A 14,230-nucleotide genomic window follows, 5' to 3' on the forward strand; every position below is an offset into this window, starting at 1 on the left:
CTGATGACCATAGCGAGTCGGTACCACCCCTTCCCATCCCGAACAGGACCGTGAAACGACTCCACGCCGATGATAGTGCGGATTCCCGTGTGAAAGTAGGTAATCGTCAGGCTCCCAAGCAGCAAGCACAAACCCCACCCCTTCAAGGTGGGGTTTTTGCGTTTAACAGCGGCAGAAAAATGCCATATAAGTGAGAGCTGTGAGTTTGGGGCTGTCAAGCAAGTCTTGACAATGAGCGTCTGTTCCCTCATAATCGTCAGTTCTCTGCGGAGGGGTGCCCGAGTGGCTAAAGGGGGCAGACTGTAAATCTGTTGGCTTACGCCTACGTTGGTTCGAATCCAACCTCCTCCACCAGAATGCAGGTTGTAGCTGTTGTTGGGAATCCAGAAGTTCTTGCGGGTGTAGCTCAATGGTAGAGCAGAAGCCTTCCAAGCTTACGACGAGGGTTCGATTCCCTTCACCCGCTCCAGCAACACGAAAGTAGCGCCCATGTGGCTCAGTGGTAGAGCACTCCCTTGGTAAGGGAGAGGTCGGCAGTTCGATCCTGCCCATGGGCACCAGAAGTACTCGGTGATTGTTTGCGCGCGGCGCAACGTACGGATAAATCCTCTTAGGAGTCGAAAATGGCCAAGGGTAAGTTTGAGCGGACCAAGCCGCACGTGAACGTCGGCACGATCGGTCACGTTGACCACGGCAAGACCACGCTGACGGCAGCGATCACGACGGTTCTGACCAAGAAGTTTGGTGGCGAAGCGAAGGCATATGACCAGATCGACGCGGCGCCGGAAGAAAAGGCACGTGGTATCACGATCAACACGGCGCACGTCGAGTACGAAACGGCTAACCGCCACTACGCACACGTCGACTGCCCGGGCCACGCTGACTATGTGAAGAACATGATCACGGGTGCAGCGCAGATGGACGGCGCGATCCTGGTGTGTTCGGCTGCAGACGGCCCGATGCCGCAAACGCGTGAGCACATCCTGCTGGCGCGTCAGGTTGGCGTTCCGTACATCATCGTGTTCCTGAACAAGTGCGACATGGTGGACGACGCTGAGCTGCTGGAGCTCGTCGAGATGGAAGTCCGCGAACTTCTGTCGAAGTACGACTTCCCGGGCGACGACACGCCGATCATCAAGGGTTCGGCCAAGCTGGCGCTGGAAGGCGACACGGGCGAGCTGGGCGAAGTGGCAATCATGAACCTGGCCGATGCACTGGACACGTACATCCCGACGCCGGAGCGCGCAGTTGACGGTGCGTTCCTGATGCCGGTGGAAGACGTGTTCTCGATCTCGGGTCGTGGCACGGTGGTGACGGGTCGCGTTGAGCGCGGCATCGTGAAGGTCGGCGAAGAAATCGAAATCGTCGGTATCAAGCCGACGGTGAAGACGACCTGCACGGGCGTGGAAATGTTCCGCAAGCTGCTCGACCAGGGTCAGGCGGGCGACAACGTTGGTATCCTGCTGCGCGGCACGAAGCGTGAAGACGTGGAGCGTGGTCAGGTTCTGGCGAAGCCGGGCTCGATCAACCCGCACACGCATTTCACGGCTGAAGTGTACGTGCTGAGCAAGGACGAAGGCGGCCGCCACACGCCGTTCTTCAACAACTATCGTCCGCAGTTCTACTTCCGTACGACGGATGTGACGGGCTCGATCGAGTTGCCGAAAGACAAGGAAATGGTCATGCCGGGCGACAACGTGTCGATCACGGTGAAGCTGATCAACCCGATCGCGATGGAAGAAGGCCTGCGTTTCGCTATCCGCGAAGGCGGTCGTACGGTCGGCGCCGGTGTGGTTGCCAAGATTCTCGAGTAACGCCAGATAGTTCTCGTTGATCAGTGGTTTCGGGGTTGGCGATGTCGTCAGCCCCAAATGGTTTAGGGGTATAGCTCAACTGGCAGAGCGTCGGTCTCCAAAACCGAAGGTTGGGGGTTCGATTCCCTCTGCCCCTGCCAACTCTCGCGTCGTATGTGACGCTTCGTTAAGGTGTTATGGCGAATCCTTCCGTCGAAACTGTAAATACATCCGGCGACAAGCTGATGCTCGTCGCGGGCGTATTCTTGGTCTTGGCCGGGTTCGTGGGGTTCTTCTGGCTCGGTGGCCAGGAATGGTACGTCCGCGGAGCTGCCTTGGCTGTTGGTGCGATCGCGGGTGTTGCAGTCGGTCTTCTCTCCGCGCCTGGCAAGGGTTTCATCGCTTTCGCCAAAGATTCTTATAAGGAAGTCCGTAAGGTTGTCTGGCCGACTCGCAAAGAGGCAACGCAGACAACGCTTGTAGTGTTCGGCTTCGTCTTCGTCATGGCAATCTTTCTTTGGGTTAGCGACAAATCCATCGAATGGGCGATTTTCTCGGTGATTCTGGGTTGGAAATGATATGAGCGACATTCCGGTATCTCCGAGCGGCAAGCGTTGGTACGTGGTGCACGCCTACTCCGGCATGGAGAAGAGCGTGCAACGTGCGCTTCAGGAGCGCATCGATCGTGCTGGCATGCAAGATCAATTTGGTCAAATCCTCGTCCCGACCGAAGAAGTGGTTGAGGTGAAAGGCGGTCACAAATCAGTGACTGAGCGTCGTTTCTTCCCCGGTTATGTGCTGGTGGAGATGGAAATGACGGACGAAACGTGGCACCTCGTGAAAAACACGGCAAAGGTGACGGGTTTTGTGGGTGGTGCACGCAATCGTCCTAGCCCGATTTCTCCGCGAGAAGTCGAAAAGATCATGTCGCAAATGCAGGAAGGCGTGGAAAAACCGCGTCCGAAGACCCTGTTTGAAGTGGGCGAGATGGTGCGGGTGAAGGATGGTCCGTTCACGGATTTCAACGGCAGCGTCGAAGAAGTGAATTACGAAAAATCACGCGTGCGCGTTTCCGTTACAATCTTCGGCCGCGCAACGCCGGTCGAGCTTGAGTTCGGTCAAGTCGAAAAGCTGTAGACAGAATTCTACGGAGCGCATCATTCGGTGCGTTTCGTATTTCGCGCTTATGGTCCGCGTAATGGCCGTTGAGGAGCGTAAGTAGCCAGTTTTTTGGGTGAACGCGCGCTACTACTCACTGAATGACTGCACGTATCGCTGCGTCGTTCCAAAGAGGTTTCCAATATGGCAAAGAAAATCATTGGCTTTATTAAGCTGCAGATTCCTGCAGGTAAAGCCAACCCGTCGCCGCCGGTCGGTCCGGCATTGGGCCAGCGCGGCCTGAACATCATGGAGTTCTGCAAGGCGTTCAACGCGCAGACTCAAGCCATGGAGCCGGGTCTGCCGATTCCGGTCGTGATCACCGCGTTTGCTGACAAGAGCTTCACGTTCGTTCTGAAGACGCCGCCGGCTACGGTTCTGATCAAGAAGGCAGCCAAAATCGACAAGGGTTCGAGCAAGCCGCATACCGATAAGGTCGGTAAGATCACCCGCGCTCAGGCTGAAGACATCGCCAAGGCCAAGATGCCCGATCTGACGGCAGCTGATCTGGACGCAGCGGTTCGTACGATCGCTGGCAGCGCCCGCTCGATGGGCATCACCGTGGAGGGCGTGTAAATGGCTAAGCTTTCGAAGCGTCTGCAAGCATTTGCAGCCAAGGTTGACGGTCAAAAGCTGTACGCGATCGACGAAGCTCTGTCGCTCGTGAAGGAATGTGCAAGCGCGAAGTTCGATGAATCGATCGACGTCGCAGTGCAGCTCGGCATTGACGCGAAGAAGTCGGACCAAGTGGTTCGTGGTTCCGTCGTGCTGCCCGCTGGTACTGGCAAGTCGGTCCGTGTCGCAGTGTTTGCGCAAGGTGAAAAGGCTGAGCAAGCACGTGCAGCCGGCGCTGAAATCGTCGGCATGGAAGACTTGGCTGAACAAGTCAAGGCCGGCAAGCTGGATTTCGACATCGTGATTGCTTCGCCGGACACGATGCGCGTCGTCGGTACGCTTGGCCAGATCCTTGGCCCACGCGGCTTGATGCCGAACCCGAAGGTCGGTACCGTTACGCCGGACGTCGCTACGGCAGTGAAGAACGCCAAGGCTGGTCAGGTGCAATTCCGTGTCGACAAGGCCGGTATCATCCACGCCACGATCGGCCGCGCTTCGTTCGAGTCGACGGCTCTGCGTAGCAACCTGAATGCTCTGGTCGACGCGCTGCAAAAAGCGAAGCCGGCAACGAGCAAGGGTGTGTACCTGCGCAAAGTTGCGCTGTCGAGCACGATGGGTGTTGGCGTTCGCGTCGACCAGACATCGATCGCAGCACAGTAAGTTTTCATCGTCTCGACGGAAGTCGAGGCGGTTTTATGGGCTTTGGGCGGTTGTGTCGTGGCTGTTTGCACGGCGCAGCCGGTTGTCAAAGACCGTTGGCGGGCACGCATCAGGTAGGCGAGTCCTTAATGTAAAGCCAACGCAGATGGCGAACCCGAAAAGGTTTTGTAGTGATGAAGCTGTTTGGTGGTTGCAGCAATGCAAACATTAAGTGGTCGAAATACTCCTGACTGGTCGGACGCCGTTATTGAACGCGGTACACAAGGCGCACGCTGCGTGTATCGAATCTGGAGGTTAACCGTGCCACTTAACAAAGAAAGCAAGCAGGCCGTCGTCGCTGAGGTTGCCGCGCAAGTCGCGAAAGCCCAGACCGTGGTTCTGGCTGAGTATCGTGGAATCGCGGTTGGCGATCTGACCAAGCTGCGCGCGAAAGCGCGTGAGCAACAGGTTTACCTTCGCGTGTTGAAGAACACGTTGGCGCGCCGCGCTGTCGAAGGTACCCCGTTTGCTTCGCTGGCAGAGCAGATGACTGGTCCGCTGATCTACGGCATCTCGGAAGATGCAATTGCTGCTGCTAAGGTCGTCAACGACTTCGGCAAAACCAATGACAAGTTGATCATCAAGGCTGGTTCCTACGAAGGCAAGGTGATGGACAAGGCTGGCGTGCAAGCGCTGGCAAGCATCCCGAGCCGCGAAGAACTGCTCTCCAAGCTGTTGTACGTTATGCAAGCACCTGTTTCTGGCTTCGCGCGGGCTTTGGCCGCGCTGGCTGAAAAGAAACAAGGCGAAGAAACCGCTGCGTAACGCACATCAGTCGAGCGTGATTGATCGCTGGCTGTATCCGAATTCAATTTAGGAGTATTTCAAATGGCAATCGCAAAAGATGACATCCTCGAGGCAGTAAGCTCGATGTCGGTTCTGGAACTGAACGAGCTGGTTAAGGCGTTCGAAGAAAAGTTTGGCGTGTCGGCAGCTGCTGTTGCAGTGGCAGGCCCGGCTGGCGGCGCTGCAGCCGTTGCTGAAGAGCAAACCGAATTCACGGTCAACCTGACGGAAGTCGGCGCGAACAAGGTTTCGGTCATTAAGGCAGTTCGCGAACTGACGGGTCTTGGCCTGAAGGAAGCGAAGGATCTCGTCGACGGTGCACCGAAGCCTGTGAAGGAAGCGGTACCGAAGGCAGCTGCTGAAGAAGCCAAGAAGAAGCTGGAAGAAGCCGGCGCGAAAGCTGAAATCAAGTAAGTTTCAGCGCGTTGTGCGAAGGCTGGCGGTTTTCCACCGCCGGCCTTTTTGTGCTTTGTGGGAAGCGCGTTTTTGCAGAGTTGTATCGGCAGAAACGTGACTCCCAGAAGCCAAAGAAAATCGCCATTCGGCAACATTGACCGGCGTTTCTCTTTGTCTTCTGAAGCGACTGCAGAAGGCAAGTTTGGTCGGGTAGCGGGCAACATAGGCATCCGCTGCCGTCAGCCAGCGGTTGGTAGCGGCCAACCACCAAGCTTCTAGGCTCGTTCAGGCCATCGGACGGCCATCGGGTCTCAGTCGGTGAACACTCGGGTTGTCTCATCAAGGTATCCTGCCTCGACAACAATGCCCGCCGTGATTCGGAGATCGTATGCAATATTCCTTCACCGAGAAGAAGCGTATTCGCAAGAGTTTTGCGAAACGCCCCATCGTTCACCAAGTACCTTTCCTGCTGGCTACCCAGCTTGAATCATTCAGCACGTTTCTGCAAGCAGACACGTCGCCCACGCAACGCAAGCCGGAAGGCCTGCAAGCTGCGTTTACTTCCGTTTTTCCGATTGTTTCGCATAACGGGTTCGCTCGTCTAGAGTTCGTCAGCTACATGCTGTCGCCGCCGGCATTCAACATCAAGGAATGTCAGCAGCGCGGTTTGACGTACTGCTCGGCACTACGCGCGAAAGTGCGCCTGGTGCTGCTCGACAAGGAATCGCCGAGCAAGCCGGTCGTCAAGGAAGTGAAGGAACAGGAAGTCTACATGGGCGAAATTCCGCTCATGACGCCGACCGGTTCGTTCGTCATCAACGGCACGGAACGTGTGATTGTTTCGCAGTTGCACCGTTCACCTGGCGTTTTCTTCGAACACGACAAGGGCAAGACGCACAGTTCGGGCAAGCTCCTGTTCTCGGCACGTATCATTCCTTACCGCGGTTCGTGGCTCGATTTCGAGTTCGACCCGAAGGACGTGCTGTACTTCCGCGTCGACCGTCGCCGCAAGATGCCGGTCACGATCCTGCTGAAGGCCATCGGCCTCACGCCGGAACAGATCCTCGCCAACTTCTTCGTGTTCGACAATTTCACACTGATGCCGGAAGGCGCGCAGATGGAATTCGTGCCGGAGCGTCTGCGTGGCGAAGTCGCACGTTTCGACATCACGGACCGTGACGGCAACGTGATCGTCCAGAAGGACAAGCGGATCAACGCGAAGCACATTCGCGATCTCGACAACGCGAAGACCAAGTTCATCTCGGTCCCGGAAGACTATTTGCTCGGCCGCGTGCTGGCGAAGAACGTCGTCGACGGCGACACGGGTGAAGTCATCGCTAACGCGAACGACGAAATCACGGAAACGGTCCTCGAGAAGCTCCGCGAATCGAAGATCAAAGACATTCAGACGCTCTACACGAACGATCTGGATCAAGGTCCGTACATCTCGTCGACGCTGCGTATCGACGAAACCGCGGACAAGATGGCTGCACGCATCGCGATCTATCGCATGATGCGTCCGGGCGAACCGCCGACCGAAGAAGCGGTCGAGGCACTGTTCAACCGCCTGTTCTACAGCGAAGACGCATACGACCTGTCCAAGGTGGGTCGCATGAAGTTCAATCGTCGCGTGGGTCGCGACGAGATCATCGGACCGATGACGCTGCAAGACGACGACATCCTCGCAACGATCAAGATCCTGGTCGAGCTGCGTAACGGCAAGGGCGAAGTGGACGACATCGACCACTTGGGCAATCGTCGTGTGCGTTGCGTCGGCGAACTGGCGGAAAACCAGTTCCGCGCAGGTCTCGTGCGAGTCGAACGTGCTGTGAAGGAACGTCTGGGTCAGGCTGAAAGCGAAAACCTGATGCCGCACGACCTGATCAACTCGAAGCCGATTTCGTCGGCGATTCGCGAGTTCTTCGGCTCGTCGCAGCTGTCGCAGTTTATGGACCAGACCAACCCGCTGTCGGAAATCACCCACAAGCGCCGTGTTTCGGCACTTGGCCCGGGCGGTTTGACGCGTGAGCGCGCTGGCTTTGAAGTCCGCGACGTGCACCCGACCCACTACGGCCGTGTGTGCCCGATTGAAACGCCGGAAGGTCCGAACATTGGCCTGATCAATTCGCTGGCTCTGTACGCTCACCTGAATGAATACGGCTTCCTCGAAACGCCGTATCGCAAGGTTGTGGACAGCAAGGTCACGGATCAGATCGATTATTTGTCGGCGATCGAAGAAGGCCGTTACGTGATCGCTCAGGCGAACGCGGCGGTGGCTGCCGACGGCTCGCTGACCGACGAACTGGTGTCGTCGCGTGAAGCTGGCGAAACGCTGATGGTCACGCCGGACCGCATCCAGTACATGGACGTGGCGCCGTCGCAGATCGTCTCCGTGGCTGCTTCGCTGATTCCGTTCCTGGAGCACGATGACGCGAACCGCGCATTGATGGGTTCGAACATGCAGCGTCAGGCTGTGCCGTGTCTGCGTCCTGAAAAGGCCGTGGTCGGTACGGGTATCGAACGCACGGTGGCAGTCGACTCGGGTACGACGGTTCAGGCATTCCGCGGTGGCGTGGTCGATTACGTCGACGCAGGCCGTATGGTGATTCGCGTGAACGACGATGAAGCCGTTGCTGGCGACGTCGGCGTGGACATCTACAACCTGATCAAGTACACGCGTTCGAATCAGAACACGAACATCAACCAGCGCCCGATCGTGAAGGTCGGCGACATCGTGTCGCGTGGCGACGTGCTGGCTGACGGTGCATCGACCGATCTCGGCGAACTGGCTCTCGGTCAGAACATGCTGGTCGCGTTCATGCCGTGGAACGGCTACAACTTCGAAGATTCGATCCTGATCTCGGAGAAGGTGGTTGCTGACGACCGTTACACGTCGATCCACATCGAAGAACTGAACGTCGTAGCTCGCGATACGAAGCTCGGACCGGAAGAAATCACGCGCGACATCTCGAACCTGGCCGAAGTGCAACTTGGCCGTCTCGACGAGTCGGGCATCGTCTACATCGGCGCGGAAGTCGAAGCGGGCGACGTGATGGTCGGCAAAGTTACGCCGAAGGGTGAAACCCAGCTGACGCCGGAAGAAAAGCTGCTGCGCGCGATCTTCGGCGAGAAGGCTTCGGACGTGAAGGACACGTCGCTGCGCGTGCCGTCGGGCATGAGCGGCACGGTCATCGACGTGCAAGTGTTCACGCGTGAAGGCATTCAGCGCGATAAGCGTGCGCAACAGATCATCGACGATGAACTGAAGCGTTATCGCCTCGACCTGAACGACCAGTTGCGCATCGTGGAAGGCGACGCGTTCCAGCGTCTCGCACGTATGCTGAGCGGCAAGGTCGCGAACGGCGGTCCGAAGAAGCTCGCGAAGGGCACCAAGATCGACCAGGCTTACCTGGAAGATCTGGATCATTACCACTGGTTCGACATCCGCCTCGCGGACGAAGAAGCAGCGGCACAGCTCGAAGCCATCAAGGACTCGATCGAACAGAAGCGTCACCAGTTCGATCTGGCGTTCGAAGAAAAGCGCAAGAAGCTCACGCAAGGCGACGAATTGCCGCCGGGCGTGCTGAAGATGGTCAAGGTGTATCTGGCAGTCAAGCGTCGTCTGCAGCCGGGCGACAAGATGGCCGGCCGTCACGGTAACAAGGGTGTGGTGTCGAAGATCGTTCCGATCGAAGACATGCCGTACATGGCTGATGGCCGTCCGGCCGACGTCGTGCTGAACCCGCTGGGCGTTCCGTCGCGGATGAACGTGGGTCAGGTTCTCGAAGTGCATCTGGGTTGGGCCGCGAAGGGTCTCGGCTGGCGTATCGGCGAAATGCTGCAGCGTCAGGCGAAGATTGCTGAACTGCGCGAATTCCTGACCAAGATCTACAACGAGTCGGGCCGCGCTGAAGAGCTGGACAGCTTCACCGACGACGAAATCGTCGAACTGGCAAAGAACCTGCGCGAAGGCGTGCCGTTCGCTACGCCGGTGTTCGACGGTGCGACGGAAGAAGAAATGTCGCGCGCGCTGGATCTGGCATTCCCGGACGACATCGCGAAGAACCTCGGCATGACGCCGTCGAAGAATCAGGTTCGTCTGTACGACGGCCGCACGGGCGAGATGTTCGAACGTACGGTGACGGTCGGCTACATGCACTACCTGAAACTGCACCACTTGGTCGACGACAAGATGCACGCGCGTTCCACGGGCCCGTACTCGCTCGTGACGCAGCAGCCGTTGGGCGGTAAGGCGCAATTCGGTGGCCAGCGTTTCGGTGAAATGGAAGTGTGGGCGCTCGAAGCGTACGGCGCATCGTACGTGCTGCAGGAAATGCTGACGGTGAAGTCGGATGACGTGGCAGGCCGGACCAAGGTGTATGAGAACCTGGTCAAGGGCGATCACGTGATCGATGCAGGCATGCCGGAATCCTTCAATGTGTTGGTGAAGGAAATCCGCTCGCTCGGTATCGACATCGACCTCGACCGCAACTAATCGGACTACGGAGAGAAGGCAATGAAAGCTCTGCTCGATCTATTCAAGCAAGTCCAACAACCCGAAGTTTTTGACGCGATCAAGATCGGTCTGGCTTCGCCAGACAAGATCCGTTCGTGGTCGTTCGGCGAAGTGAAGAAGCCGGAAACCATCAACTACCGGACATTCAAGCCGGAACGCGATGGTCTGTTCTGCGCGAAGATCTTCGGGCCGATCAAAGACTACGAATGTCTGTGCGGCAAGTACAAGCGCCTGAAGCACCGTGGCGTGATCTGCGAGAAGTGCGGCGTGGAAGTCACGCTGGCGAAGGTGCGTCGCGAACGGATGGGCCACATCGAACTGGCCTCGCCGGTTGCGCACATCTGGTTCCTGAAGTCGCTGCCGTCGCGTCTGGGCATGGTGCTCGACATGACGCTGCGCGACATCGAACGCGTGCTGTACTTCGAAGCGTACGTGGTGATCGATCCGGGCATGACGCCGCTGAAAGCGCGGCAGATCATGACCGAAGAGGATTACTACAACAAGGTCGAAGAGTACGGTGACGAATTCCGTGCCGAGATGGGCGCGGAAGGCGTTCGCGAACTGCTGCGCGCGATCAACATCGACGAACAGGTCGAGATGCTGCGCACCGAACTCAAGAACACGGGCTCGGAAGCGAAGATCAAGAAGTACGCGAAGCGCCTGAAGGTGCTCGAGGCTTTCCAACGTTCGGGCATCAAGCCTGACTGGATGGTGCTCGAAGTGCTGCCGGTGCTGCCGCCGGAACTGCGTCCGCTGGTGCCGCTCGACGGCGGCCGTTTCGCGACGTCGGACCTGAACGACCTGTATCGCCGCGTGATCAACCGTAACAACCGGTTGAAGCGTCTGCTCGAACTGAAGGCTCCTGAAATCATCGTCCGCAACGAAAAGCGGATGCTGCAGGAAGCCGTCGATTCGTTGCTCGACAACGGTCGTCGCGGTAAGGCCATGACTGGCGCGAACAAGCGCCCGCTGAAGTCGCTCGCTGACATGATCAAGGGTAAGGGCGGTCGTTTCCGTCAGAACTTGCTCGGTAAGCGCGTTGACTATTCGGGCCGTTCGGTGATCGTGGTCGGCCCGACGCTCAAGCTACATCAGTGCGGTCTGCCGAAGCTGATGGCGCTCGAACTGTTCAAGCCGTTCATCTTCAACAAGCTCGAAGTGATGGGTGTTGCTACCACCATCAAGGCTGCGAAGAAGGAAGTCGAGAACCAGACGCCGGTGGTGTGGGACATCCTCGAAGAGGTGATCCGCGAACATCCGGTCATGCTGAACCGTGCACCGACGCTTCACCGTCTCGGTATTCAGGCTTTCGAGCCGGTGCTGATCGAAGGTAAGGCAATCCAGTTGCACCCGCTCGTTTGCGCGGCATTCAACGCCGACTTCGACGGTGACCAGATGGCCGTTCACGTGCCGCTGTCGCTGGAAGCGCAGATGGAAGCGCGCACGCTGATGCTGGCGTCGAACAACATTCTGTTCCCGGCCAACGGCGATCCGTCGATCGTGCCGTCGCAGGATATTGTGCTCGGCCTGTATTACGCGACCCGCGAAGCGGTGAACGCCAAGGGCGAAGGCCTGACGTTCACCGGCGTTTCGGAAGCGCTGCGTGCGTACGAGAACAAGGAAGTCGAGCTGGCATCGCGCGTCAACGTGCGGATCACGGAAATGGTCCACAACGAAGACACGTCGGAAGGTGCGCCGAAGTTCGTGCCGAAGATCACGCTGTACGCGACGACCGTCGGCCGTTCGATTCTGTCGGAAATTCTGCCGCCGGGCCTGCCGTTCTCGGTGCTGAACAAGCCGCTGAAGAAGAAGGAAATCTCGCGCCTCATCAACACCGCATTCCGCAAGTGCGGTCTGCGTGAAACGGTGATTTTCGCCGATCAGTTGATGCAGTCGGGCTTCCGTCTGGCCACGCGCGCTGGTATCTCGATCTGCGTCGACGACATGCTCGTGCCGCCGCAGAAAGAGCAGATCGTCGGCGACGCCGCGAAGAAGGTGAAGGAATACGACCGTCAGTACATGTCGGGTCTCGTCACGTCGCAAGAGCGCTACAACAACGTGGTCGACATCTGGTCGGCAACGTCGGAAGCGGTCGGCAAGGCGATGATGGAGCAGTTGTCGACGGAACCGGTCACGGATCGCGACGGCAACGAAACGCGTCAGGAATCGTTCAACTCGATTTACATGATGGCGGACTCGGGTGCTCGTGGTTCCGCAGTTCAGATTCGTCAGCTGGCCGGTATGCGTGGCCTGATGGCGAAGCCGGACGGCTCGATCATCGAGACGCCGATTACGGCGAACTTCCGTGAAGGCCTGAACGTGTTGCAGTACTTCATCTCGACCCACGGTGCACGTAAGGGTCTGGCTGATACGGCATTGAAGACGGCAAACTCGGGTTACCTGACACGTCGTCTGGTCGACGTGACGCAGGATCTGGTGGTGGTCGAGGACGATTGCGGTACGTCCAACGGCGTTGCCATGAAGGCGTTGGTCGAAGGCGGTGAAGTCGTCGAAGCCCTGCGTGACCGTATTCTCGGTCGCGTGACGGTGGCTGACGTCGTCAATCCGGAATCGCAGGAAACGCTGTACGAAACGGGCACGTTGCTCGACGAAGATGCGGTCGAAGAAATCGAACGCCTCGGCATCGACGAAGTGCGCGTGCGTACGCCGCTGACTTGCGAAACGCGCTACGGTCTGTGCGCGGCCTGTTATGGCCGTGACCTGGGCCGCGGCTCGTCGGTCAACGTCGGTGAAGCAGTCGGCGTGATCGCTGCTCAGTCGATCGGTGAACCGGGCACGCAGCTCACGATGCGTACGTTCCACATCGGTGGTGCGGCGTCGCGTGCGGCAGTGGCTTCGTCGGTTGAAGCGAAGTCGAACGGTACGGTGCGTTTCACGGCAACGATGCGTTACGTCACGAATGCAAAGGGCGAGCAGATCGTCATCTCGCGTTCGGGCGAAGCGATGATCACCGACGACCACGGTCGCGAGCGCGAACGTCACAAGGTGCCGTACGGCGCGACGCTGTTGCAACTCGACGGCGCGCAGATCAAGGCCGGCACGCAACTGGCAACGTGGGATCCGCTGACCCGTCCGATCATCACCGAGTGGGGCGGTACGGTGAAGTTCGAAAACGTCGAAGAAGGCGTGACGGTTGCGAAGCAGATCGACGATGTGACGGGTCTGTCCACGCTGGTCGTGATCGACGTGAAGCGTCGTGGTTCGCAGGCTGCGAAGACGGTGCGTCCGCAGGTCAAGCTGCTCGACGCGAACGGCGACGAAGTCAAGATCCCGAACACCGAGCACTCGGTGCAAATCGGCTTCCAGGTCGGCGCTCTGATCACCGTGAAGGACGGTCAGCAAGTGCAGGTCGGTGAAGTGCTCGCACGTATCCCGGTTGAATCGCAGAAAACGCGTGACATTACCGGTGGTCTGCCGCGGGTGGCTGAACTGTTCGAAGCGCGCTCGCCGAAGGACGCCGGTATTCTGGCGGAAGTCACGGGCACGACGTCGTTCGGTAAGGACACGAAGGGCAAGCAGCGTCTCGTTATCACGGACCTCGAAGGCAATCAGCACGAGTTCCTGATCGCGAAGGAAAAGCAGGTTCTGGTGCACGATGGTCAGGTCGTCAACAAGGGCGAAATGATTGTCGACGGTCCGGCTGATCCGCACGACATTCTGCGTTTGCAGGGCGTCGAAGCGCTGGCGCGCTACATCGTGGACGAAGTGCAGGACGTGTATCGTCTGCAGGGCGTGAAGATCAATGACAAGCACATTGAAGTGATCGTCCGCCAGATGCTGCGCCGCGTGCAGATCGTCGACAACGGTGATACGCGCTTCATCATGGGCGAACAAGTCGAGCGCTCGGATATGCTCGACGAGAACGACCGGATGGCTGCCGAAGACAAGATCCCGGCAACGTACGAAAACGTCTTGCTCGGTATCACGAAGGCGTCGCTGTCGACCGATTCGTTCATCTCTGCGGCATCGTTCCAGGAAACGACCCGCGTGCTGACCGAAGCGGCGATTATGGGCAAGCGCGACGACCTGCGTGGTCTGAAGGAAAACGTGATCGTCGGCCGTCTGATTCCGGCCGGTACGGGTCTCGCGTTCCACAAGGCGCGCAAGACCAAGGAACTGTCCGACCGCGAGCGTTTCGACCAGATCGCAGCAGAAGAGTCGTTCGAATTCGGTACGCCGGAAACCCCGGCCGCCGAACAGCAGCACTCCGGCGAGTAAGTACGAGCGGCGCAAGCCACTTTTACTG

At 58.3% G+C, this 14,230-nt stretch carries 10 protein-coding genes, 4 tRNA genes and 1 rRNA gene; 14 read left to right on the forward strand and 1 reads right to left on the reverse strand.

Going from position 1 to position 14,230, the window contains the following annotated elements; genetic code table 11:
• The 12 genes from rrf (at window position 1) to rplL (ending at window position 5,465) form a co-directional block, all read left to right on the forward strand.
• Window positions 1–112, forward strand: a 5S ribosomal RNA gene (gene rrf / locus FQ705_RS02925).
• 156 nt (window positions 113–268) lie between these two features.
• A tRNA-Tyr gene (locus FQ705_RS02930) sits at window positions 269–354 on the forward strand.
• Between the two features lie 41 nt (window positions 355–395).
• Window positions 396–469: transfer RNA gene (locus tag FQ705_RS02935), tRNA-Gly, on the forward strand.
• A gap of 16 nt (window positions 470–485) precedes the next feature.
• A tRNA-Thr gene (locus FQ705_RS02940) sits at window positions 486–560 on the forward strand.
• Between the two features lie 63 nt (window positions 561–623).
• On the forward strand, window positions 624–1,814 hold the full coding sequence (gene tuf / locus FQ705_RS02945) for an elongation factor Tu (RefSeq protein ID WP_111932934.1): 1,191 nt from the start codon (window positions 624–626) through the stop codon (window positions 1,812–1,814).
• A 64-nt stretch (window positions 1,815–1,878) separates the two neighbouring features.
• Window positions 1,879–1,954 (forward strand) — tRNA-Trp (locus tag FQ705_RS02950).
• Between the two features lie 36 nt (window positions 1,955–1,990).
• Window positions 1,991–2,371 carry a preprotein translocase subunit SecE gene (gene secE, locus FQ705_RS02955; RefSeq protein WP_144137954.1) on the forward strand — a complete coding sequence of 127 codons (381 nt, stop codon included), beginning with the start codon at window positions 1,991–1,993 and terminating at the stop codon, window positions 2,369–2,371.
• Between the two features lies 1 nt (window position 2,372).
• Window positions 2,373–2,930 (forward strand): transcription termination/antitermination protein NusG, encoded by a 558-nt coding sequence (nusG, locus tag FQ705_RS02960; RefSeq protein WP_144137955.1) that lies wholly within the window; start codon window positions 2,373–2,375, stop codon window positions 2,928–2,930.
• Window positions 2,931–3,095: 165 nt separating this feature from the next.
• Window positions 3,096–3,527, forward strand: coding sequence for a 50S ribosomal protein L11 (gene rplK, locus FQ705_RS02965; protein ID WP_111932936.1), 432 nt, complete (start codon window positions 3,096–3,098; stop codon window positions 3,525–3,527).
• A complete protein-coding gene (rplA, locus tag FQ705_RS02970; protein WP_144137956.1) occupies window positions 3,528–4,226 on the forward strand; it encodes a 50S ribosomal protein L1 in 699 nt (232 codons plus the stop codon).
• 300 nt (window positions 4,227–4,526) lie between these two features.
• Window positions 4,527–5,030, forward strand: coding sequence for a 50S ribosomal protein L10 (rplJ, locus tag FQ705_RS02975; protein ID WP_144137957.1), 504 nt, complete (start codon window positions 4,527–4,529; stop codon window positions 5,028–5,030).
• A 63-nt stretch (window positions 5,031–5,093) separates the two neighbouring features.
• Window positions 5,094–5,465 carry a 50S ribosomal protein L7/L12 gene (rplL, locus tag FQ705_RS02980; RefSeq protein WP_144137958.1) on the forward strand — a complete coding sequence of 124 codons (372 nt, stop codon included), beginning with the start codon at window positions 5,094–5,096 and terminating at the stop codon, window positions 5,463–5,465.
• Between the two features lie 3 nt (window positions 5,466–5,468).
• Here the strand turns inward: rplL and FQ705_RS02985 are convergent, their stop codons facing one another.
• Window positions 5,469–5,711 (reverse strand): hypothetical protein, encoded by a 243-nt coding sequence (locus FQ705_RS02985; protein WP_144137959.1) that lies wholly within the window; start codon window positions 5,709–5,711, stop codon window positions 5,469–5,471.
• 124 nt (window positions 5,712–5,835) lie between these two features.
• Between FQ705_RS02985 and rpoB the strand changes: the two genes are divergently transcribed.
• Window positions 5,836–9,942, forward strand: a complete 4,107-nt coding sequence (gene rpoB / locus FQ705_RS02990) for a DNA-directed RNA polymerase subunit beta (protein WP_144137960.1) — start codon at window positions 5,836–5,838, stop codon at window positions 9,940–9,942.
• Window positions 9,943–9,963: 21 nt separating this feature from the next.
• Window positions 9,964–14,202, forward strand: a complete 4,239-nt coding sequence (rpoC, locus tag FQ705_RS02995) for a DNA-directed RNA polymerase subunit beta' (protein WP_144137961.1) — start codon at window positions 9,964–9,966, stop codon at window positions 14,200–14,202.
• The last annotated feature ends 28 nt before the right edge of the window (window positions 14,203–14,230 follow it).

The organism is Paraburkholderia sp. BCC1884 (assembly GCF_900996225.1).
In the GTDB taxonomy this organism is placed as follows: domain Bacteria; phylum Pseudomonadota; class Gammaproteobacteria; order Burkholderiales; family Burkholderiaceae; genus Paraburkholderia.

Coding starts and splice junctions, on each gene's coding strand:
- tuf (WP_111932934.1), top strand. CDS start 624: ATGGCCAAGGGTAAGTTTGAGCGGACCAAGCCGCACGTGAACGTCGGC.
- secE (WP_144137954.1), top strand. CDS start 1,991: ATGGCGAATCCTTCCGTCGAAACTGTAAATACATCCGGCGACAAGCTG.
- nusG (WP_144137955.1), top strand. CDS start 2,373: ATGAGCGACATTCCGGTATCTCCGAGCGGCAAGCGTTGGTACGTGGTG.
- rplK (WP_111932936.1), top strand. CDS start 3,096: ATGGCAAAGAAAATCATTGGCTTTATTAAGCTGCAGATTCCTGCAGGT.
- rplA (WP_144137956.1), top strand. CDS start 3,528: ATGGCTAAGCTTTCGAAGCGTCTGCAAGCATTTGCAGCCAAGGTTGAC.
- rplL (WP_144137958.1), top strand. CDS start 5,094: ATGGCAATCGCAAAAGATGACATCCTCGAGGCAGTAAGCTCGATGTCG.
- rpoB (WP_144137960.1), top strand. CDS start 5,836: ATGCAATATTCCTTCACCGAGAAGAAGCGTATTCGCAAGAGTTTTGCG.
- rpoC (WP_144137961.1), top strand. CDS start 9,964: ATGAAAGCTCTGCTCGATCTATTCAAGCAAGTCCAACAACCCGAAGTT.